Origin of the sequence: Streptomyces sp. NPDC006529 (assembly GCF_040611795.1) — a bacterium.
In the GTDB taxonomy this organism is placed as follows: Bacteria; Actinomycetota; Actinomycetes; order Streptomycetales; family Streptomycetaceae; genus Streptomyces.
The window spans coordinates 48,595-69,570 of the sequence record NZ_JBEXPB010000035.1; the positions used below are offsets into that span (position 1 = coordinate 48,595).

Genomic DNA, 20,976 nt, shown 5'->3' on the forward strand with positions numbered 1-20,976 from the left:
CGGCCCGTACCACTTCTCTCCTGCCGCGCGGGGCGCGCACACAGCGCCCCGCGCGGTGTCACATCCGTCGAAAGACTCGGAGGACCTGCGGTGCACGAACTGCCGCAACAGCTGGTCAACGGCCTGCTACTGGGATCCATGTACGGGCTCGTCGCCATTGGCTACACGATGGTCTACGGCATTGTCCAGCTCATCAACTTCGCGCACGGCGAGATCTTCATGACCGGAGGCTTCGGCGCCTTCACCGCATGGACGATCCTCCCCTCGGGCACCACCATGTGGATCGCGCTGCCCCTCATGCTCATAGGCGCCGTCATCGTGGCGACCCTCTTCGCCGTCGGAGCGGAACGCTTCGCCTACCGGCCGCTGCGGAACGCTCCCCGGCTCGCCCCGCTCATCACCGCCATCGGCCTCTCGCTCGCCCTCCAGCAGGCGGTATGGGCCTGGTACCCCAACGCGAAGTCCTCCATCGTCTTCCCCGAGATCGCGGGCGGACCCTTCCACCTCGGCAGTGTCACCATCCAGACCGGTGACGTCTTCCTGCTGATCGCCGCCCCCATCTCCATGGCCTTCCTCGGTTACTTCGTCATGAAGACCCGTACGGGCCGCGGCATGCAGGCCACGGCGCAGGACCCGGACACCGCCAAGCTCATGGGCATCAACACCGACCGGATCATCACGGTCGCGTTCGCCCTGGGTGCCGTGTTCGCCGCCATCGGAGCCGTCGCCTACGGGCTCAAGTACGGCGAGATCAACTTCAAGATGGGCTTCCTGCTGGGCCTCAAGGCCTTCACGGCGGCCGTCCTCGGCGGCATCGGCAACATCTACGGCGCCATGATCGGCGGACTCGTCCTCGGCCTCGCCGAGACGATGGCCACCGCCTACATCGCCGACATCCCCGGCTTCCAGCAGCTGGGCGGTCAGACCTGGGGCAACACCTGGGCGTTCGTACTCCTCATCCTCGTGCTCCTCTTCCGGCCCCAGGGCCTGCTGGGCCAGCGCGTGGCCGACAGGGCGTGACAACCATGACCACCAACACCGCGGACACCCCGCAGACCGCCACCCCCGTCCGGGGCTTCGTTCCCCTCTCCGAGAAGACGGGCCGCGCCCTCGCCACGGTCGGCGGCGCGCTCACCGCCCTCTCTGCCTTCCTCTCCTGGACCTGGACCGCCGCCTTCCCCGGAGACCTGACCTTCTACGGCTCCCCCGCGGGCCTGCAGTGGCTGGTCCTCGTCGGCGGCCTGATGACCGCCCTCTTCGGCCTCGCGTCGTACGGCGTCAAGGGCCTCGGCTGGCTCGTCCCGGCCGGCGCCGACGCGGCGATCAAGCTCTCCGCGCTCGCCGCCTTCGCCACCGCCTGGTTCACGATCATCGCGATCATCACCGAACTGGGCCACCTCGTGGACCTGGAGCCCGGCGGCTTCTTCCTCGCGGTCGTCAGCCTGCTGGCCCTGCTCGGCGCCCTCGCGCTGCCCTTCGAGCGCCCGGTGGCGGAAGAGCCGGACCCCGAAGACAGCGGCATGGACAACTTCAAGCTGGCCTGCCGCAACCGGTGGGCCACCGTGAAGGCCGCCTTCACCAACGGTCCCGTCCGCCCCATGAAGGCGCTGCCCGCCTACCTGGAGATCCTGCTCATCGCGGTCCTCCTCGGCATCGGCCTGGGCATCTTCACCTTCGGCATCACCACCGCGTACCAGGAGCTCTTCCTCGGCTTCCTGATCACCGCGGGCTTCGGGGCCGCCGCCCTGAACAAGGCGGGGCTCATCGCCCGCTTCTCGGCGGTCACCGCCCGGCACCGCAACGTCGCGCTCGTCGGAGCCTTCGTCGCCGCCGCGGCCTTCCCCTTCACGCAGACCGACGACCAGTACGCGACCCTCGGCGTCAACATCCTCATCTTCGCCACCGTCGCGCTCGGCCTGAACATCGTCGTCGGCCTGACCGGTCTCCTCGACCTCGGTTACGTCGCCTTCCTCGGCGTCGGCGCCTACACCGCGGCCCTGGTCTCCGGCTCGCCCAACTCGCCGTTCGGCGTGCACCTGCCCTTCTGGGCCGCGATCCTGATCGGCGCCGCCGCCTCCATGGTCTTCGGCGTGCTGATCGGCGCCCCGACCCTGCGGCTGCGCGGCGACTACCTCGCCATCGTGACGCTCGGCTTCGGTGAGATCTTCCGGATCTCCATGAACAACCTCGACGGCGTCTCCGGCCCCGACGTCACCAACGGCCCCAACGGAATCTCCTCGATCCCGAACGTGGACCTGTTCGGCTTCGACTTCGGCGCTTCGCACACCGTCGCCGGATTCACCATCGGCCGCTTCGCGAACTACTTCCTGCTGATGCTGCTCATCACCCTCATCGTGGTGATGGTCTTCCGCCGCAGCTCGGAGTCCCGCATCGGGCGCGCGTGGGTCGCCATCCGCGAGGACGAGACCGCCGCCGAAGCCATGGGCATCAACGGCTTCCGCGTCAAGCTCATCGCCTTCGCCCTCGGCGCCACCCTGGCTGGTCTGGCCGGCGCCGTACAGGCCCACGTCTCGTACACCGTGACGCCCGAGCAGTACGTCTTCGCCAACGCGGTCCCGCCGAACTCGGCGTTCCTCCTCGCCGCCGTCGTACTCGGCGGCATGGGCACCATCTCCGGCCCCCTCATCGGCGGCTCGCTGCTCTTCCTCATCCCCAACAAGCTCCAGGGCATGGAGGAGTACCAGCTCCTCGCCTTCGGCGTCGCGCTCATCATCCTGATGCGCCTGCGCCCCGAAGGCATCATCCCCAACCGGCGCAACCAGCTCGAACTCCACCAGGACATGGAAGCGCCCACGGTCCTCGGCAAGGCAGGGGTCTGAACCCATGACGACCACCACCACCGACACCCCCGCCGCCCCCGCGGCGGAGACCGTCCTCGACGCGCGGGGCGTCACGATGCGCTTCGGCGGCCTCACGGCCGTCAAGAACGTCGGCCTCACCGTCAGGGCGGGCGAGATCGTGGGGCTCATCGGCCCCAACGGCGCGGGCAAGACCACCTTCTTCAACTGCCTCACCGGCCTCTACATCCCCACCGAGGGCGAGGTCCGGTACAAGGGCACGGTGCTGCCGCCCAAGTCGTACAAGGTCACCGCGGCCGGTATCGCGCGTACCTTCCAGAACATCCGTCTCTTCAACAACATGACGGTGCTGGAGAACGTCCTGGTCGGCCGGCACACCCGGACCAAGCAGGGCCTGTGGTCCTCGCTGCTGCGGCTGCCGGTCTTCCACCGCGAGGAAGCGGCCAGCCGGGCGCGCGCCCTGGAACTCCTGGAGTTCATCGGCCTGTCCCACAAGGCCGAGCACCTGGCGCGCAACCTGCCCTACGGCGAGCAGCGCAAGCTGGAGATCGCCCGCGCGCTCGCCAGCGACCCGGGGCTCATCCTGCTCGACGAGCCCACCGCGGGCATGAACCCGCAGGAGACCCGGGCGGCCGAAGAGCTGATCTTCGCCATCCGGGACCAGGGCATCGCCGTGCTCGTCATCGAGCACGACATGCGCTTCATCTTCAACCTCTGCGACCGCGTCGCCTGCCTCGTCCAGGGCGAGAAGCTCATCGAGGGCACCGCGGCCGAGGTCCAGGGTGACGAGCGCGTCGTCGCCGCCTACCTCGGCGAACCCTTCGAAGGCGCCCCCGGCGCCGAAGAAGCCGCGGAGGTCGAGGCCGCCGAGGCGCACAGCACCACCAGCACGGACGGAGAAGCCAAGTGACCGCACTCCTCGAGGTCGAGGACCTCCGGGTCGCCTACGGCAAGATCGAAGCCGTCAAGGGCATCTCGTTCAGTGTCGAGGCCGGCCAGATCGTCACCCTCATCGGCACCAACGGTGCGGGCAAGACGACCACCCTGCGGACGCTGTCCGGCCTGATCAAGCCGCGCGGCGGCCAGATCCGGTTCAACGGGAAGTCGCTGAAGAAGACCCCCGCGCACGACATCGTCGCGCTCGGGCTCGCCCACTCCCCCGAGGGGCGGCACATCTTCCCGCGCATGACGATCGAGGACAACCTCCTCCTCGGCGCCTTCCTGAGCAAGGACAAGGAAGGCATCCAGAAGGACGTCCAGCGCGCCTACGACCTCTTCCCGATCCTGGGAGAGCGCCGCAAGCAGGCCGCGGGCACCCTCTCGGGCGGCGAGCAGCAGATGCTGGCGATGGGCCGCGCGCTCATGTGCCGGCCGAAGCTGCTGATGCTGGACGAGCCGTCCATGGGCCTCTCGCCGATCATGATGCAGAAGATCATGGCGACCATCGCCGAACTCAAGGCGGCGGGCACCACGATCCTGCTCGTCGAGCAGAACGCGCAGGCCGCGCTCTCGCTCGCGGACCAGGGGCACGTCATGGAGATCGGCAAGATCGTCCTGTCGGGTCCGGGCCGCGAGCTGCTCGTCAACGAGGACGTCCGCAAGGCGTACCTCGGCGAGGACTGACCGGCCGACCCGTTCGGCCGACCTGACACACCATGCGAGTGGCCCGCCCCGGATTCCGGGGCGGGCCACTCGCGTCGTACGGGGGGCGCGGTCGCGCGCGAGGTCGCGGCCGGGGGTTACTCCTTGGCCGCCGCGGCGGCGTTCTTCTTCTCCTCGGCGTCCTCGATGACCGCCTCGGCGACCTGCTGCATCGACATGCGGCGGTCCATCGAGGTCTTCTGGATCCAGCGGAAGGCAGCCGGCTCGGTCAGGCCGTACTGGGTCTGCAGGATGCTCTTGGCGCGGTCCACGAGCTTGCGGGTCTCCAGGCGGAGCGAGAGGTCGGCGACCTCCTTCTCCAGGGCGCGCAGCTCGGCGAAGCGGGACACGGCCATCTCGATGGCCGGGACCACGTCGCTCTTGGAGAACGGCTTGACCAGGTACGCCATGGCCCCCGCGTCCCGGGCGCGCTCGACGAGGTCGCGCTGCGAGAACGCCGTGAGCATCAGCACCGGGGCGATGGACTCCGCGGCGATCATCTCGGCGGCGGAGATCCCGTCCAGGACGGGCATCTTCACGTCCAGGATGACGAGGTCCGGGCGGTGCTCGCGGGCCAGCTCCACGGCGCGCTGACCGTCACCCGCCTCGCCGACGACGGAGTAGCCCTCCTCCTCCAGCATTTCTTTCAGGTCGAGCCGGATGAGCGCCTCGTCCTCGGCGATGACGACGCGGGTCGTCAGCGGCGGGACATGCGACTGGTCGGCGTCGACGGGCGTGGGCGACGACTCGTGCTCGGCGGTCACGGAGGGCTCCTCGTTGCGGGGCATAACAGCTCCCCTGAGCCTACCTAGCTCCTGTAAGGTGGTCTCGCGCAGGGTTCGTTGAGTCCTTCGTTTCGTAGGCCCCAGTACTCCAACTGGTCAGAGAGGCCGCTCTCAAACAGCGGACAGTGTGGGTTCGAATCCCACCTGGGGCACTTTCCTTATATTCCATGGTCGCGCGAATCTCGCGGGCCTTAGCTCAAACGAGCGATTCCGACCGTGCTGTCGGCTGTTTTGCCGACGTGGTTCGCCGGTCCTTTGCGGGTCCCTTCACCCTTCCGCGCGTCCGTGCGCCCTCCCGCTCCCCCTCCCGTCCGCGCTTCCGCCTTCCGGAGCCGCCAGGCCGTGGAGGAAGGCCGCCGCGTCACGGGAGGCGTCGGCGGCGTCGAGGGGGGTGCCGGCGATCAGGAGCCGGTACCAGAACGGCGCGAGGACGAGGTCCGCGGCGCGGTCGAGGTCGGTGGCCGGGGGGATCTCCTCGCGGGCGACGGCGCGGGCGAGCAGGGACCGGACCAGCTCGCGGCGGGCCCGGCACCAGGCCCGGAAGGGGTCGGCGGAGGCGGGCGCGAGCCGGGCCTCGGCGGCGAGGCCGGTGAGGGCGCGGGCCCGGACGGGATCGCCTGCCTCGGCGTAGAGGCCGGCGAGGAACGCGGTGAGGTCGCCCGCGAGGCCGCCCGTGTCCGGGCCGGGCTCCGGGGCGTGCGTGAAGGCGTCCATGACGAGTTCGGGCTTGGTCTTCCACCAGCGGTAGACCGTGCTCTTCGCGACGTTCGCCCGCCGGGCGACGCCTTCGATGGTGAGGGCGCCGTAGCCGTTCTCCAGGAGGAGCGCGGCGGTGGCCTCCAGGACGGATCGATGGGCTTCCTCGTTGCGGAGGCGGCCGCCGGTTCGGGGGGTGGGAGTGGTTGACACGGCTTCACGATAGCCGCTACCGTTTATCGAAACGCTGCGTAGCGTTTCGATAGATCGGTTCGACTGGGGCGGGGGCTGAGTCATGAACGGATGCGTGAGCACGCAAGGACAACAGCAGGATCAGCAGGATCGACAGGAGGGTGGGCGCCCGGAGCTCTGGCAGGAGCACTGGTACGAGCCCACGGGCGAGGAGTTCGCCGCCGCGGGGCACGAGGTGCCGATTCCCAACTTCCCGGAGCCGAAAGCCTGGTGGGAGTCCGCACAGGCGGCCGCGCCCGGGCACCGGGAGGTGCGGGCGGCGCAGGGACTGCGGGCGGTGCGGAAACTGCGGGAGCACGACTCGGCGGCCGAGCGGGCGTTCGCCGCGAGGGTGGCGGGCGCGGGCGCGAGCCGGGCCGAGTGGAGGCGCGGGGCTCCGGTGCCGGTCCTCTCCCCCGAGGTGCGCAGGGACCGGAGCCTCAGGGCCGCGGCCGGGGCGATCCCCCGCATACGGGGCTGAGGTCGCGCAGGGTCGGCGCCGGGGGCCGGGAAGTGTCCCACGGGACCCGTCAGGGCGGTCCGGCGAACACACCTGTCAGGACAGGCCCACCCCGGACGGGTCGGGGTGCGCCATGGCGCCGGGGCGCGCGGACCGGGACCCGATCAGCACGGCGGCGAGCAGGGCCGCGAGGAGCGTACTCCCGCATGCCCACCAAAGGGTGTTGATGTGGCCCTTGAGCAGCTCTTCGGCGACCGCCACGGGCAGCGACCTCGCCCGCGCAGCTCGTACCTGGTTCGCGATGCTCGCGCTGAGCAGCGCCGCGCCGATCGAGAGGCCAAGGTGCTGGGCTCCGGAGATCACGGCCGAGGCGCCACCGGCGTGCGGTCCGGCGGCGTCGGTCGCGACGGCGAAGAGCGCCGGTACGGCCAGGCCGGAGCCGAGGCCGACGAGGACGATGCCGGGCAGGACCAGCGGTGCGTAGCCGCTGTGGAGTGAGAGCGAGGCCAGGAGCGCCAGGCCGACCGCGGTGACCAGCAGGCCCGCCACGATCAGGAGCCGCGGGGCGGTGCGCCGCAGCAGGTGGGGGGAGATCAGGGTCGACGCGATGACGTTCGCGGCGACCAGGGGCAACAGGTGCACTGCCGTGTCGAAGGGGGACAACCGGAGGGCGAACTGGAGGAAGAAGGTCAGGGCCGCGAAAAGGGTGAAGAGACCGATGCCGGACAGGGCCACGGCGAGGAAGGCGCCGATGCGGTTGCCGTCCGGTGCGAGCACCGGGTTCGAGGTCAGGCTCTGCCACCACATGAAGGCGACGAACAGGAGGGCGCCGCCGACGATGAGAAGGAGGACCAGCGGAGTGACGGCCCAGCCCTCGGACTGGCCACCGGTCAGACCGTAGGTGAGGGCGACCAGTGCGCCGGAGCCGAGGATGACCCCGAGCGGGTCGGGGCGGGCTCCCGTGCTCCCCGGGCGGTCGTGCACCAGGGTGAGCGCACCGATCAGGACGATCACGGCGAGGAGGACGCCGGAGAAGAAGGACCAGCGCCAGCTCAGGGTCTCGACGAACCAGCCGCCCGCCAACAGGGAAAGCACCGAACCGCTGCCGATGACCGTGGCGTACACGCCGAAGGCCCGGCCGCGTTCCCTCGGGTCGGTGAAGGCGTTGGCCACCAGCGACAGCGCGGAGGCGGTCAGCAGGGCGCCGAAGACGCCTTGCAGGGCGCGGGCCCAGAGCAGCATGTCGGCGTTGGCGGCCGCGCCGCCGAGCCCGCAGGCCACCGCCAGGCCGACCACTCCGACGGTCAGGATCCTCTTGCGGCCCGCCAGGTCCGCGAGGTGTCCGCCGATCAGCAGGAAGCCTCCGAAGGCGAGCCCGTAGGCGTTGCCCAGGCTGCTCAGGTCCTGGGTCCGCATCCCCAGGTCGGCCTGAATGGAGGGGAACGCGATGTTGAAGGCCGATGCCTGGAGCAGCACCATCAGTTGCGCCAGGACGAGGAACGCCAGGCCCCACCACCGCCGGGGGTGCGGGGGCGCCGGGTCCTGGGCCGAGAGCGGGGTGGCCGTGGTGACCCAGGAGCCGTCGACGGGGCCGAAGACCTGCCCGGGGATCAACGGCGTGGCCGTCGCCGGGGGGTAGGCGGGGGGTGCGGGCAGCGGGTGCGCGTACAGGTTGTCCGACGCGACACGGGGGTCCGGCCGCGCGGCGAGCGGTTCCACGGGGGTCTGCGCGGGGGCGTGGGCTGGAGTCTGCGCGGGGGTCGGCGCGGGGGTCGGCGCCGGAATCTCTGCGGGAGCCTGCGCCGGGGCGAAGTCCAGGAGTTCAGCGGCGTGGCGGCCGAGCTGGGCCAGGACGGCGCCGGGCAGCCATTCCCCGGGATGGTCCGTCGCCGTACGTGCGGCGACCTCCTCGGGGGTGGGGCGCCGGTCCGGGGCCTTGTCGAGGCACGCGCGGACGAGGTCGACGAGCGATTCCGGGACCCCGGTCAGGTCGGCCTCCTCCTCCGCGATCCGGAAGAGGTGGGCGTTCAGCCCGGTGTCGGGCGCCCCGAAGAGCAGGCGCCCGGTCGAGGCGTAGACGAGGACGGCGCCGAGGCAGAAGACGTCGCTGGCGGGGGTCAGGTCGAGGCCCCGGACCTGCTCCGGCGACATGAAGCCGGGGGAACCGATCAGCATGCCGGGGCGCGTGTACAGGCTGTCCCCGGTCAGGCTCTCCATCGCGCGGGCGATGCCGAAGTCGATGACGCGGGGGGCGTCGACAGTGACGAGGACGTTGGACGGCTTGAGGTCACGGTGGATCAGCCCGGCTTCGTGGATGGCGCGCAGGGCGAGGGCGAGGCGGTTGGCGAGGATGCGGACCGAGTGTTCCGGCAGCGGGCCGAAGTCCTTGGCCACCACGGTCTGGAGGTCCGGTCCCGGGATGTACTGGGTCGCCACCCACGGGATCGCGGCCTCGGGATCGGCGTCGAGTACGGCCGCCGTCCAGTTGCCGCCCACCCGGCGGGCCGCGGCCACTTCGCGGGCGAACCGCCTGCGGAACTCGGGCTGACCGGCGAACTCCGCCTGCACCACCTTCACCGCGACGGTGCGGCCGCCCTCGGAGCGGCCCAGGTAGACCAGGCCCATGCCGCCCGCGCCCAGCCGGGCGATCAGACGGTACGGGCCTATACGGGGCGGGTCTTCGGCGATCAGCTCGTCCACGGAAGAAAGATAGTCCAACCCGCCGACACGACAAGGGTCATCGGCGCTGATTCACCGGCCTCCGGCGCACCTGGCCGCCCGCCCGTCCGCGCCCCGTGGGGGCCCGGGCGGGCGGCCATCGGCCGCCGGGGTCAGCGGACCGCGTCGCCGATGTGGTGGATGCGGACCAGGTTGGTCGATCCGGAGACGCCGGGGGGCGAGCCCGCCGTGATCACGACGACATCGCCGGGCACGCAGCGGCCGATGCGCAGGAGCTCTTCCTCGACCTGGGCGACCATCGCGTCGGTGGAGTCCACGTGCGGCCCGAGGAAGGTCTCCACGCCCCATGTGAGGTTGAGTTGGGAGCGGGTGGCCTGGTCCGGGGTGAAGGCCAGCAGCGGGATCGGCGAGCGGTAGCGGGAGAGCCTGCGGACCGTGTCCCCGCTCTGGGTGAAGGCGACGAGGAACTTCGCGCCGAGGAAGTCACCCATCTCGGCGGCGGCCCGGGCCACGGCCCCGCCCTGGGTGCGCGGCTTGTTCCGCTCGGTGAGCGGCGGCAGCCCCTTGGCGAGGATGTCCTCTTCCGCGGCCTCGACGATGCGGGCCATGGTGCGGACCGTCTCGATCGGGTACTTCCCGACGCTGGTCTCGCCGGAGAGCATGACGGCGTCGGTGCCGTCGATGACGGCGTTGGCGACATCGGAGGCTTCGGCGCGCGTGGGGCGGGAGTTGTCGATCATCGAGTCGAGCATCTGCGTCGCCACGATGACGGGCTTGGCGTTGCGCTTGGCGAGCTTCACCGCGCGCTTCTGCACGATCGGCACCTGCTCCAGGGGCATTTCGACGCCGAGGTCGCCGCGCGCCACCATGATGCCGTCGAAGGCGGCGACGATGTCGTCGATGTTCTCGACCGCCTGCGGCTTTTCGATCTTGGCGATGACGGGGAGGCGCCGGCCTTCCTCGTCCATGATGCGGTGGACGTCCTCGATGTCGCGGCCGCTGCGCACGAAGGACAGCGCGATGACGTCGGCGCCGGTGCGCAGCGCCCAGCGGAGGTCGTCGATGTCCTTCTCGGAGAGGGCGGGCACGGAGACGGCGACGCCTGGGAGGTTCAGCCCCTTGTGGTCGGAGACCATGCCGCCCTCGACGACCAGGGTGTGCACGCGCGGTCCGTCCACCCCCGTGACTTCGAGGGTGACGCGGCCGTCGTCGACGAGGATGCGCTCGCCGGTGGTGACGTCGTGGGAGAGGCCCTTGTAGGTGGTGCCGCAGGTGTGGCGGTCGCCTTCGTGGTCCTCGACGGTGATGGTGAACTCGTCTCCGCGTTCAAGGAGTACGGGGCCTTCGCGGAAGCGGCCGAGGCGAATCTTCGGACCTTGAAGGTCGGCGAGGATTCCGACGCTGCGGCCGGTTTCGTCGGAGGCCTTGCGCACCCGGTGGTAACGCTCCTCGTGTTCGGCGTAGGTGCCGTGGCTGAGGTTGAAGCGGGCGATGTCCATTCCGGCTTCGACCAGGGCTTTGATCTGGTCGTATGAGTCGGTCGCGGGGCCCAGGGTACAAACGATTTTCGCTCGGCGCATGAGCTGAGCGTATGCCCCTACCGGGGAGTAGAGAATTGGTTCCGGGTGACCACTCAACAACCTTTGAGCAAAAGCTTGTTGACAATTATTGAATGTGCACGGGGGTGCTCTGATGAGCACCCCCGGGGGCCTCCGCGAAGCCGGCCGGCACGTGCGTCAGAGCTGCGGAGGAGTCATCGTGAAGCGGGCGTTCACCTGGGCGTAGACGGTCTGCCGCTGGGGTTCGAGGTCGAGCGCCGGGGCGTGTTCCTCGGGGGCGCCCCCGTAGGCCATCGACCGCATGGCGCCGCCCGGGGCGGCCAGCATCCGGGGCCCCGCGTCCTCGGCCCCGAGGTCGGCCAGTTCGACGAGGGCGGCGAGCCGGGCGCCGAGGGCTTCGGCGTACTCGCGGGCGCGCTTGACGGCTTCGAGCACCGCCTGCCGGCGGGCCTGGCCGTGGGCGGGCGACTCGGGGCGCAGCGCCCACCACGGTCCGTCCACACGGGTGAGTTCGAGGTCGGCGAGCCGGGTGGTGAGCTCACCCAGGGCGGTGAAGTCGCTGAGTTCGGCGGTGATGAGGACCCGGCCGTGGTAGGCGCGGACGCGTTCGCCGCGGCCCTGGCGGGTGAGTTCGGGGGTGATCGAGAAGGCGCCGGTTTCGAGCTTCTCCACGGACTCCCCGTAGCTCTTGACCAGGTCGAGGACGGCGTTGTTGCGCCGGGTGAGGTCTTCGAGGGCGCCCCGGCGGTCGACGCCGCGGGCGCTGACCGTGATGCCGATGCGGGCGATCTCGGGGTCGACCTCGATGCGGGCTTCGCCGCGCACGGCGACCCGGGGGACATCGGGGGTCCCGTAGGGCAGCGGCGTTCCGTAGGGCTGGTGGGTTCCGAAGGACTGGGGCGTTGCGTCATCGGTCATGGTTTCACTCTCGCACTGTCGGCCTCCCGCTGACTCCGGTCATCGGATCGCAACCTGGCGGGGCTGGTCGCCGTCGCTCTCGCCGGGTCAGAATCTACGCGCGTTACCTACGCAGTTGTTCACGCTTCACAGGGGCAGCCCCACCGGGCGGGCCCCGGCACGAGGGAGATGGCATGGCGTTCGACCGCAGGACGTTCCTGGGGACCACGGCCGCGACGGGGGCCGCCGTGGCGTTGACGGGGGCCGCGAGCGCCCCGGCGTCCGCGAGCACCCCGGCCGCCGCGCAGGGGTCCCGGCCGCCGCGCACCTACGCGTTCACGGTGATGGGGACCACCGACCTGCACGGCAATGTCTTCAACTGGGACTACTTCACGGACAAGGAGTTCGACGACAAGGCGCACAACGACGTCGGCCTGGCGAAGATCTCCACGCTGGTGAACCAGGTCCGCGCGGAGAAGGGACGCGGCAACACCCTGCTGATCGACGCGGGCGACACGATTCAGGGCACCCAGCTCTCGTACTACTACGCCAAGGTGGACCCGATCACGGCGCGCCGCGGTCCGGTGCACCCGATGGCGCAGGCGATGAACGCGATCGGCTACGACGCGGCGGCGCTCGGCAATCACGAGTTCAATTACGGCATTCCGGTGCTGCGGAAGTTCGAGGAGCAGTGCGACTTCCCGCTGCTGGGGGCGAACGCCCTGGACGCGAAGACGCTCCGGCCTGCCTTCCCGCCGTACAGCATGCACCGGGTGTGCACCCCGCACGGCCCGGACGTGAAGGTGGCGGTGCTGGGTCTGACCAACCCGGGGATCGCGATCTGGGACAAGGCGAACGTGCAAGGGAAGATGACCTTCCCCGGCCTGGAGGAGCAGGCGGCGAAGTACGTGCCGCGGCTGCGTTCGCTGGGCGCGGACATCGTGATCGTCTCGGCGCACTCGGGGTCGAGCGGTACGTCGAGCTACGGCGACCAGCTCCCGTACATCGAGAACGCGGCCGCCCTGGTGGCCGAGCAGGTGCCGGGGATCGACGCGATCCTGGTGGGCCACGCGCACACCGAGATCCCGGAGTACCGGGTGAAGAACAAGGCGACCGGCAAGGACGTCGTGCTCTCCGAGCCGCTCAAGTGGGGTCAGCGCCTGACCCTGTTCGACTTCGAGCTGTCGTGGGCGAAGGGCCGCTGGTCGGTCGACAAGGTCGGGGCGCGGGTGCTGAACTCCAACACCGCGGCCGAGGACCCGAAGATCGTCCGGCTGCTGTCGGACGAGCACCGCAAGGTGGTGTCGTACGTCAACCAGGTGATCGGCACCTCGCTGGCGGCGATGTCCTCGGCGGAAGGCCCGTTCAAGGACGTGCCGATCATCGACCTGATCAGCCACGTGCAGGCGGAGACGGTGAAGACGGCGCTGGCCGGTACCGAGTGGGCGGCGCTACCTGTCCTCTCGCAGGCCTCCTGCTTCTCGCGGACGGCGGCCATCCCGGCGGGCCGGGTGACCATCAAGGACGCGGCGGGCCTGTACCCGTTCGAGAACACCCTGGAAGCGCGGCTGCTGACGGGCGCGCAGTTGAAGGACTACCTGGAGTTCTCGGCGAAGTACTACGCGCGGACCGCGCCGGGTGACCCGGTGGACCCGGCGAAGCTGACGAACGCGGAGAGCATCCCGGACTACAACTACGACGCGGTGTACGGCGTGACGTACGACATCGACATCGCGCAGCCGGCCGGGTCGCGGATCACCGGGCTGTCCTTCCAGGGCAAGCCCGTGGACCCGGCGGCGCAGTTCGTCCTGGCGGTCAACAACTACCGGGCGTCGGGCGGCGGCAACTTCCCGCACGTGCCGAAGGCCAAGCAGCTGTGGGCCAACTCGGAGGAGATCCGCAACACCATCATCCAGTGGGTGAAGGCGAAGGGCACGGTCGACCCGGCGCAGTTCGCGTCGGTGGACTGGAAGCTGACGCGGGCCGGGGTGCCGGTCTTCTAGCGGGCCCGGGCGGGGGTGGCAACGAGAACCACCCCCGCCCCCGTCTCAGGGGTGTTCCACGAGGGGCAGCAGCGCGCCGGGCACCCGCGGCCGGGCGGCTTCGCGCTGTTCGAGGCCGAAGGTCGTGAAGGCGGTGCGGGCGGGCAGCGGATAGGGGTCCTTGCCCGTGAGCGTGTTGAGGATGGTGGCGCTGCGCCAGGCGGCGAGCCCGAGGTCGGGGGCGCCGACGCCGTGGGTGTGGCGCTCGCCGTTCTGCACGAAGACGGTGCCGGTGACGGTGGGGTCGAGCTTCATCCGGTACCGGTCGTCGATCCGGGGGCGGCCGGAGGAGTCCTTGCGCAGGTACGGGTCGAGCCCGGCCAGGAGCTGCCCGAGCGGCCGTTCCCGGTAGCCGGTGGCCAGGACCACGGCGTCGGTGGTGAGCCGGGAGCGGGTGCCCTGTTCCAGGTGTTCGAGGTGGAGTTCGACCTTGGTGGTGGCGACCCGGCCCGCGGTGCGGACGCTGACCCCGGGGGTGAGGACGACGTCGGGCCAGCCGCCGTGCAGGGTCCGCCGGTACAGCTCGTCGTGGATGGCGGCGATGGTGTCGGCGTCGATGCCCTTGTGGAGCTGCCACTGCGCGGGCAGCAGCTTGTCCCGTACGGGCTCGGGCAGGTCGTGGAAGTAGCGGGTGTAGTCCGGGGTGAAGTGCTCCAGGCCCAGCTTGGAGTACTCCATGGGGGCGAAGGAGGGGGTGCGGGCGAGCCAGGTGAGGCGTTCGCGTCCGGCGGGGCGGGCGCGCAGCAGGTCGAGGAAGACCTCGGCGCCGGACTGGCCCGAGCCGATGACGGTGACGTGTTCCGCGCCGAGGATCCGCTGCCGGTTGTCGAGGTACTCGGCGGAGTGCACGACCGGGACGGTGGGGGCTTCGGCGAGCGGGCGCAGGGGGTCGGGGACGTAGGGCGCGGTGCCGATGCCGAGCGCGAGGTTGCGGGTGTAGGTGCGACCGAGGGCCTCGGCTTCGCCGTCGGCGTCGACCTGGGTGAAGTCGACCTCGAAGAGGTCGCGTTCGGGGTTCCAGCGGACGGCGTCGACCTGGTGGCCGAAGTGCAGGCCGGGGAGCTGCCCGGCGACCCAGCGGCAGTAGGCGTCGTACTCGGCGCGCTGGATGTGGAAGCGCTCGGCGAAGTAGAAGGGGAAGAGGCGTTCCTTGTGCTTGAGGTAGTTCAGGAACGTCCAGGGGCTGGCCGGGTCGGCGAGGGTGACGAGGTCCGCCAGGAAGGGGACCTGGAGGGTGGCGCCTTCGATGAGGAGGCCGGGGTGCCAGGCGAAGTCGCGGCGCTGGTCGTAGAAGGCGGTGGCGAGGCCGCCGGAGAACTCGTGCTGCTGGAGTCCGTGGGCCAGGGCGGCGAGGGAGAGGTTGAAGGGGCCGATGCCGATTCCGACGAGGTCATGGGGTGCTTCGAGTGGAGCGGTCATCGGTGGGTGCTGCCTTCCAGGAGGGTCAGGAGGGTGGCGAGGTCCCCCGCGGTGGTGCGGGGGTTGAGCAGGGTGGCCTTCAGCCAGAGGCGGCCGTTGGCCGTGGCGCGGCCGAGGACGGCGCGGCCGTCGAGGAGGAGGGTGCGGCGGACCGCGGCGAGGCGGGCGTCGTCGGCGTCGGCCGGCCGGAACAGGACGGTGCTGATGGTGGGCGGGGCGTGCAGGACGAATCCGGGGTGGGCCTCCACGAGGCGGGCGAACTCCACGGCGACGGCGCAGGTGGCGTCGATGAGCCGGGCGAGGCCGTCGCGGCCCAGGGAGCGCAGGGTGACCGCGATCTTCAGGGCGTCGGGCCGGCGGGTGGTGCGCAGGGAGCGGCCGAGCAGGTCGGGCAGGCCGGCTGCGGTGTCGTCGGTGGCGTTGAGGTAGTCGGCCTGGTGGGCGAGGGGGGCCAGCAGGGCGGTGTCGGGGACGGCGAGGAGTCCGGCGGCGACGGGCTGCCAGCCGAGTTTGTGCAGGTCGAGGGTGAGCGAGCGGGCGCGGCCGAGGCCGTGCAGGAGGTGTCGGTGGCGGGGGCTGAGGGCGAGGAGCCCGCCGTAGGCCGCGTCGACGTGGAGCTCGGCGCCGTGGCGGGCGCAGACGTCGGCGAGGGCGTCCAGGGGGTCGATGAGCCCGGCGTCGGTGGTGCCCGCGGTGGCGGTGACCAGGACGGGCCCGGGGCGCTCCTGGCGGGCCCGGGTCAGGGCCGCGTCCAGGTCGGCGGGGTGCAGGGTGCCGGTGGGGGTGGGGATGCCGGTGGCCGGGGGGAGGCCGAGGAGCCAGGCGGCGCGGGGGACGGAGTGGTGGGCGTTGGCGCCGTGCAGGACGGTCAGGGGGCCCGCGCGGCGGTGGTGTTCGCGGGCCAGCAGCAGGGCGAGCTGGTTGGCTTCGGTGCCGCCGGTGGTGACGAGGGCGTCCGGGTGCGGGGTGTCGTACAGCTCGGCGGCGAGGGCCCGGGTCAGGAGCGCTTCGACCACCGAGGCGGCGGGGGCCTGGTCCCAGGAGTCCAGGGACGGGTTCAGGGCGCTGGCGGCGAGGTCGGCCGCGGCGGCGACGGCGAGCGGCGGGCCGTGCAGGTGGGCCGCGCACAGCGGGTCGGCCGGGTCGGCGGCGCCCTCGGCGAGGGTGTGGACGAGGGTGCGCAGGGCTTCGTGGTCGCCGTGGCCGTGCGCGGGCAGTACGTCGCCCAGCGCGGCGCGGACGCGGGCGGCGACGGCTTCGGGCCCGCCCGCGGGGAGGGGCCCGCCGCGGGCGGCGGCGCCGGTGGTGAGGGCGTCGAGGACGGTGTCGAGGAGGGGCCGCAGCGCGGCGGCGGCCCCGCTGCCGCCCGCGAGCGGGGGCAGCGGGGGCGGGGCGCCGGGCGGCGGTGTCGTGCGGCTCGTCACGCGGGTCCTCACGGAAGCTGGGCGGGGCGCGGGGCCCGGACCAGCCGGACCCCCACCCGTGACAACGATCCGACCCGAATGGGGTAACCGCCGGGGTTTGTCCCGTGGGCGGTTTTCGGCCGCCGTCAGTCGGCCACCGGGGCGGTCCGCACCCGCAGGGCCCGCGCGAGGTCGTCGAGCTGGTCGGTGAGCTTGCGCCGAAGCAGCGGGATGGGCTCGCCGCGGTCCAGGCAGTCCTGTCCGGCGCGCAGGTTCTCCTGGTCGATGGCGTGGACGGGGAAGGCGTAGCGGCCGACGGCTTCGGCGATGGCGGGGCCGCGGCGGGCGGTCAGGGCGAGCGCGTCGGGGTAGAAGCGGGGCACGTAGGCGTGCAGGAGTTCGGCCTGTTCGGGCTGCCAGAAGCCCTGCGCGGTGGCGGAGAACAGGTAGTTGGACAGCGTGTCGTCGTGGAACATCCGGTCCCAGGCGGCCTGCTTCGTGTCGGCGTCGGGCAGGGCGGCGCGGCAGCGGGCGGCGCCTTCCTCACCGGTGGCACTGGGGTCGTCGGCGAGCGCGGCCGCGATGGCGTCCTCGCCGACGGCGCCGAGGGCGGCGAGCCGGGCCAGGACGCGCCAGCGCAGTTCGGGGTCGAGTTCGGGTCCGCCGGGGACGGTGCCGTCGGCGAGCCACGCGGCGATGGTGTCGGGCTGGGTGGCGCTGTCGATGAAGGTGCGGACGGAGGCCAGGCGCAGCCCGGGTTCGGCGCCGTCCTCGGTGCGCCGGATCAGGGCGCGGGTGAGGGCGGTGAGGGTGGCCAGCGCGCCGGCGCGGTCCGCGGCGGGCAGGTAGCGGTCGGCGATGTGGGCCCGGGCGAAGCCGAGGACGCTCTGCACGATCGCGAGGTCGCCCTCGTGCGGGAGGTGGGCGGCGGCCGCTTCGAGGTAAGCGGCGGGCGGGAGTTCGCCGTCGCGGACCATGTCGCGGGCGGCGTTCCAGATGATGCTCCGGGTCAGGGCGTCGGGGACGCCGGAGAGGGCGCGCACCACGGTGTCCCAGGAGCCGGGGTCCAGGCGGACCTTGGCGTAGCCGAGGTCGCCGTCGTTGAGGAGGATCAGGGCGGGGCGGGGACCGGCGCCGGAGATGACCTCGGTGGTGGGCAGGTCGAGTTCGAGGAGCTCGCGGCGTTCCAGTACGCCGTCCTCGCCGGGTACGTCGTCGTAGGCGCCGACGGCGATGTGGTGCGGGCGGCTGCCCTGCCGGTCGACGGTGAGGGTCCAGCCGCCGGCGCCGTCCTCGACGCGCGGGACGAGGGTGTCGGTGCCGGTGGTGCGCAGCCAGGTCTCGGCCCAGGCGTGGACGTCGCGGTCGGTGTGGGCGGCGAGGGAGTCCACGAAGTCGGCGAGGGAGGCGTTGGCGAACTTGTGCCGCTGGAAGTGGGTGTTGATGCCGGCGAGGAAGTCCTTCTCGCCGAGCCAGGCGACGAGCTGGCGCAGGGCGGAGGCACCCTTGGCGTAGGAGATGCCGTCGAAGTTGAGGAGGGCGGAGGCCGTGTCGGGGACGGCCTCCGGGTCCGGGGCGACGGGGTGGGTGGAGGGCCGCTGGTCGGCGTCGTAGCCCCAGGCCTTGCGGGCGAGGCCGAAGTCGGTCCAGGCGCCGGTGAACCGGGTCGCCTCGGTGAGGATCTGGTAGCCCATGTACTCGGCGAAGGACTCGTTCAGCCAGATGTCGTCCCACCAGCGCAGGGTGACGAGGTCGCCGAACCACATGTGGGCCATCTCGTGGGCGATGACCACGGCGCGCCACTGGCGTTCGGTGTCGGTGACGGCGGAGCGGTAGATGTACTCGTCGCGGAAGGTGACCAGACCCGGGTTCTCCATGGCGCCCGCGTTGAACTCGGGGACGAAGGCCTGGTCGTAGGAGTCGAAGGGGTACGGCTCGGTGAACTTCTCGTGGTAGCGGTCGTAGCAGGCCGTGGTGATGCCGAGGATCTCCTCGGCGTCGGCGTCCAGGTGGGGGGCCAGGGACCGGCGGCAGTGCACGGCGAAGGGCAGCCCGGCGTGCTCGGTGCGGACGGTGTGCCAGGGGCCCGCGGCGATCGCGGCGAGGTAGGTGGAGATGACGGGGGTGGGCGCGGACGTCCAGATTCCGGCGCCGTCCCCCGCGCGTTCCCCGGTCCGCTCGGTGGTCCCGTTCGCGATGACGCTCCAGTGGGCGGGCGCGGTGACGGTGAACTCGAAGACGGCCTTGAGGTCGGGCTGGTCGAAGGCGGGCAGGACGCGCTGCACGTCGTCCAGGAACATCTGGCTGTAGACGTACGTCTCCCCGTCCGCGGGGTCGGTGAAGCGGTGCAGCCCCTCGCCCGTGCGCGAGTACCGCATCACCGCCTCGACGCGCAGCTCGTGGGGGCCCTCGGTGAGCCCGGTGAGCGGGAGCCGGTTGCCGGTCAGGGCGGCGGGGTCGAGCGGGCTGCCGTCGAGCGCGGCGGAGCGCAGTTCCTCCGGCTTCAGCTCCACGAAGGTGTCACCGGCGGCGCGGGCGCTGAACCGGATGACGGTGGTGGAGTCGAAGGTCTCGTCGCCCCGCGTGAGGTCGAGGGCGACGGCGTAGTGGTGGACGTCGAGGAGGGCGGCTCGGGTCTGCGCTTCGTTGCGCGTCAGTGCGGACATGCGCCCCATGCTGCCAAAACGGCGCCGCGTGCCAAAGGGCCGGTACGGGCGCCCGCGGAACGGGTCGGGGCGGACGGGGCCCCGGATGCTGCCCGGCCTACGCCTCGGTGTCCTCGCCCGCGGCGATCGTCTCGTGGTGGCGGATCACCTCGGCGATGATGAAGTTGAGCAGCTTCTCGGCGAAGGCCGGGTCGAGCTTGGCGTTCTCGGCGAGCTGGCGGAGCCGGGCGATCTGGCTGGCCTCGCGGTTCGGGTCGGCGGGCGGCAGCTGGTGCCTGGCCTTGAGGTGGCCGACCTGCTGGGTGCACTTGAACCGCTCGGCGAGCATGTGCACCACGGCCGCGTCGATGTTGTCGATGCTGTCCCGCAGCCGCGCCAGTTCCTCGCGGACGTTCTCGTTCGTCATGTTTCCCGAGCTTACGTGGCTGGTGGGGCCCGGTCTGCGGCCGCTCGGCCTGTGAGACGGCTCCGTGCGTACGGGCCCGGGGCCCCCGTCCTTGCGGCCACGTCCCGCGCGGCCGGAAGGACGGGGAGGTCGACGGGACGGGGTCAGAGTGTGGCGGCGGCGGCGCGGATCGCGGAGGCGAAGGTGGACACCTCGCTGTAGACACCGGGGTAACCGCGGCGGGCACAGCCCTCGCCCCAGCTCACGATGCCGACCTGGATCCAGGCTCCGGCGTCGTCGCGGCGGAACATCGGGCCGCCGGAGTCGCCCTGGCAGGTGTCGACGCCGCCCTGGTCGAAGCCGGCGCAGATCTCGTCACCGGGGACCAGGTCGCTGCCGTAGGCGGCCTGGCAGGCGGCGTCCGAGACGAAGGGGACGGTGGCCTTCATCAGGTAGCGCTGCTGGCCGCCGCCCTCGCGGGTGGCGCCCCAGCCCGCGACGGTGAAGGTGCCGTTGTTGTAGGCGGTGGTGTCGGCGATCTTGAGGGTGGGCAGGTTGATGGGCTTGGCGAGCTTGATGAGGGCCCAGTCCTTGCCCTTGCCGTTGTAACCGGGGGCCTGGAGGACCTTGGTGGACCTGACCTTGACGGCGCTGGAGCTGTTGAGGTCGACGACTCCGGCGGTGGCGGTGATGGAGGTGTTGCTGCCGGATCCGTCGACGCAGTGGGCGGCGGTCAGCACGATCTGCGAGCTGTAGAGGGCGCCGCCGCAGCCCATGGAGAGGCGGACCATGAAGGGGAACTCGCCCTGGGCGGCGCGGGTTCCGCCGACGACGGGGGTCGGGTCGGCGCTGGCCGCGCCGGGCTGGAGGCTGACGGCCGCGAGGGCGACCGCCGCGACGGCGAGGGTACGGCGGATCAGGCGGGTGACGTTCTTGGTCTGCAACACAGTCGGCACGCTGCCTTTCGTGGGGGGTGGGGCGGTGCGTGGGTGCGTCGCGCACGCCGCCGCAGGGACGGCGGACATGACGGGTCCATGTCACATCCCCCCACCGCCCCCGCACAAGAACCCCATTCCGGCCAAGGTCCACCCGGCCGGCCCTCCGGTGCGCGCTTCAGTCCCGCCGGGCACAACTCAGTCCCTCCGGGCACCATCCAGCCTTGCCGGGCACAACTCAGCCTCGGCGACCATCCACCCCTTGCCGGGCGAAATCCAACCTCGCCGGGCAGAATCCAGCCTCGCCGGCGTTTGAGGTGACCGACTGCGTGCCCTCCAAGACCCTGATCGCCACCGCC

At 71.5% G+C, this 20,976-nt stretch carries 16 protein-coding genes and 1 tRNA gene; 7 read left to right on the forward strand and 10 right to left on the reverse strand.

Annotation, left to right across the window (positions count from 1 at the left end):
* Positions 1 to 90: 90 nt before the first annotated feature.
* From ABZY31_RS22690 to ABZY31_RS22705, 4 genes are read left to right on the forward strand one after another with little or no spacing between them, the layout of a single operon-like run.
* Positions 91 to 1,020 (forward strand): branched-chain amino acid ABC transporter permease, encoded by a 930-nt coding sequence (locus ABZY31_RS22690; protein ID WP_356413073.1) that lies wholly within the window; start codon positions 91 to 93, stop codon positions 1,018 to 1,020.
* On the forward strand, positions 1,017 to 2,840 hold the full coding sequence (locus ABZY31_RS22695; protein WP_356413074.1) for a branched-chain amino acid ABC transporter permease: 1,824 nt from the start codon (positions 1,017 to 1,019) through the stop codon (positions 2,838 to 2,840). The genes ABZY31_RS22690 and ABZY31_RS22695 overlap by 4 nt, the downstream gene beginning before the upstream one ends.
* Positions 2,841 to 2,844: 4 nt before the next feature.
* Positions 2,845 to 3,729, forward strand: a complete 885-nt coding sequence (locus tag ABZY31_RS22700) for an ABC transporter ATP-binding protein (protein WP_356413076.1) — start codon at positions 2,845 to 2,847, stop codon at positions 3,727 to 3,729.
* Positions 3,726 to 4,442: an ABC transporter ATP-binding protein gene (locus ABZY31_RS22705; RefSeq protein ID WP_356413077.1), complete on the forward strand. Its 717-nt coding sequence runs from the start codon at positions 3,726 to 3,728 to the stop codon at positions 4,440 to 4,442. The genes ABZY31_RS22700 and ABZY31_RS22705 overlap by 4 nt, the downstream gene beginning before the upstream one ends.
* 116 nt (positions 4,443 to 4,558) lie before the next feature.
* Here the strand turns inward: ABZY31_RS22705 and ABZY31_RS22710 are convergent, their stop codons facing one another.
* Positions 4,559 to 5,248: a response regulator gene (locus ABZY31_RS22710; RefSeq protein WP_356413079.1), complete on the reverse strand. Its 690-nt coding sequence runs from the start codon at positions 5,246 to 5,248 to the stop codon at positions 4,559 to 4,561.
* Between the two features lie 74 nt (positions 5,249 to 5,322).
* Here ABZY31_RS22710 and ABZY31_RS22715 point away from each other — a divergent pair.
* Positions 5,323 to 5,397: transfer RNA gene (locus ABZY31_RS22715), tRNA-Leu, on the forward strand.
* Between the two features lie 115 nt (positions 5,398 to 5,512).
* Here the strand turns inward: ABZY31_RS22715 and ABZY31_RS22720 are convergent.
* A complete protein-coding gene (locus tag ABZY31_RS22720) occupies positions 5,513 to 6,154 on the reverse strand; it encodes a TetR/AcrR family transcriptional regulator (RefSeq protein WP_356413081.1) in 642 nt (213 codons plus the stop codon).
* Between the two features lie 94 nt (positions 6,155 to 6,248).
* On the opposite strand from ABZY31_RS22720, the gene ABZY31_RS22725 reads away from it, so the two are divergent.
* On the forward strand, positions 6,249 to 6,653 hold the full coding sequence (locus tag ABZY31_RS22725; RefSeq protein ID WP_356413083.1) for a hypothetical protein: 405 nt from the start codon (positions 6,249 to 6,251) through the stop codon (positions 6,651 to 6,653).
* Positions 6,654 to 6,728: 75 nt separating this feature from the next.
* On the opposite strand, the gene ABZY31_RS22730 is transcribed toward ABZY31_RS22725, so the two are convergent.
* The 3 genes from ABZY31_RS22730 to ABZY31_RS22740 all read right to left on the reverse strand — a co-directional run bounded on the left by ABZY31_RS22730 (position 6,729) and on the right by ABZY31_RS22740 (position 11,788).
* The gene (locus ABZY31_RS22730) at positions 6,729 to 9,332 is read right to left on the reverse strand and encodes an MDR family MFS transporter (protein WP_356413084.1); all 2,604 of its coding nucleotides are present in this window, start codon (positions 9,330 to 9,332) and stop codon (positions 6,729 to 6,731) included.
* A gap of 131 nt (positions 9,333 to 9,463) precedes the next feature.
* Positions 9,464 to 10,891 carry a pyruvate kinase gene (pyk, locus tag ABZY31_RS22735; protein WP_356413086.1) on the reverse strand — a complete coding sequence of 476 codons (1,428 nt, stop codon included), beginning with the start codon at positions 10,889 to 10,891 and terminating at the stop codon, positions 9,464 to 9,466.
* Between the two features lie 156 nt (positions 10,892 to 11,047).
* Positions 11,048 to 11,788: an SIMPL domain-containing protein gene (locus ABZY31_RS22740; protein WP_356413088.1), complete on the reverse strand. Its 741-nt coding sequence runs from the start codon at positions 11,786 to 11,788 to the stop codon at positions 11,048 to 11,050.
* Between the two features lie 173 nt (positions 11,789 to 11,961).
* Between ABZY31_RS22740 and ABZY31_RS22745 the strand changes: the two genes are divergently transcribed.
* Positions 11,962 to 13,770: a 5'-nucleotidase C-terminal domain-containing protein gene (locus tag ABZY31_RS22745; RefSeq protein ID WP_356413089.1), complete on the forward strand. Its 1,809-nt coding sequence runs from the start codon at positions 11,962 to 11,964 to the stop codon at positions 13,768 to 13,770.
* 45 nt (positions 13,771 to 13,815) lie between these two features.
* On the opposite strand, the gene ABZY31_RS22750 is transcribed toward ABZY31_RS22745, so the two are convergent.
* The 5 genes from ABZY31_RS22750 to ABZY31_RS22770 all read right to left on the reverse strand — a co-directional run bounded on the left by ABZY31_RS22750 (position 13,816) and on the right by ABZY31_RS22770 (position 20,638).
* Positions 13,816 to 15,228 carry a SidA/IucD/PvdA family monooxygenase gene (locus ABZY31_RS22750; RefSeq protein WP_356413091.1) on the reverse strand — a complete coding sequence of 471 codons (1,413 nt, stop codon included), beginning with the start codon at positions 15,226 to 15,228 and terminating at the stop codon, positions 13,816 to 13,818.
* Entirely contained in the window at positions 15,225 to 16,652 is a 1,428-nt protein-coding gene (locus tag ABZY31_RS22755; protein WP_356413093.1) for a pyridoxal-dependent decarboxylase, read from the reverse strand. Before ABZY31_RS22755 ends, ABZY31_RS22750 begins: the two co-directional genes overlap by 4 nt.
* 125 nt (positions 16,653 to 16,777) lie before the next feature.
* Positions 16,778 to 19,297, reverse strand: coding sequence for an aminopeptidase N (gene pepN, locus ABZY31_RS22760; RefSeq protein WP_356413094.1), 2,520 nt, complete (start codon positions 19,295 to 19,297; stop codon positions 16,778 to 16,780).
* 97 nt (positions 19,298 to 19,394) lie between these two features.
* Positions 19,395 to 19,703, reverse strand: a complete 309-nt coding sequence (locus ABZY31_RS22765) for a chorismate mutase (RefSeq protein WP_356413096.1) — start codon at positions 19,701 to 19,703, stop codon at positions 19,395 to 19,397.
* A gap of 143 nt (positions 19,704 to 19,846) precedes the next feature.
* Complete coding sequence (locus ABZY31_RS22770) at positions 19,847 to 20,638, reverse strand: serine protease (protein ID WP_356413098.1); 792 nt, start codon at positions 20,636 to 20,638, stop codon at positions 19,847 to 19,849.
* Positions 20,639 to 20,976 lie beyond the last annotated feature (338 nt).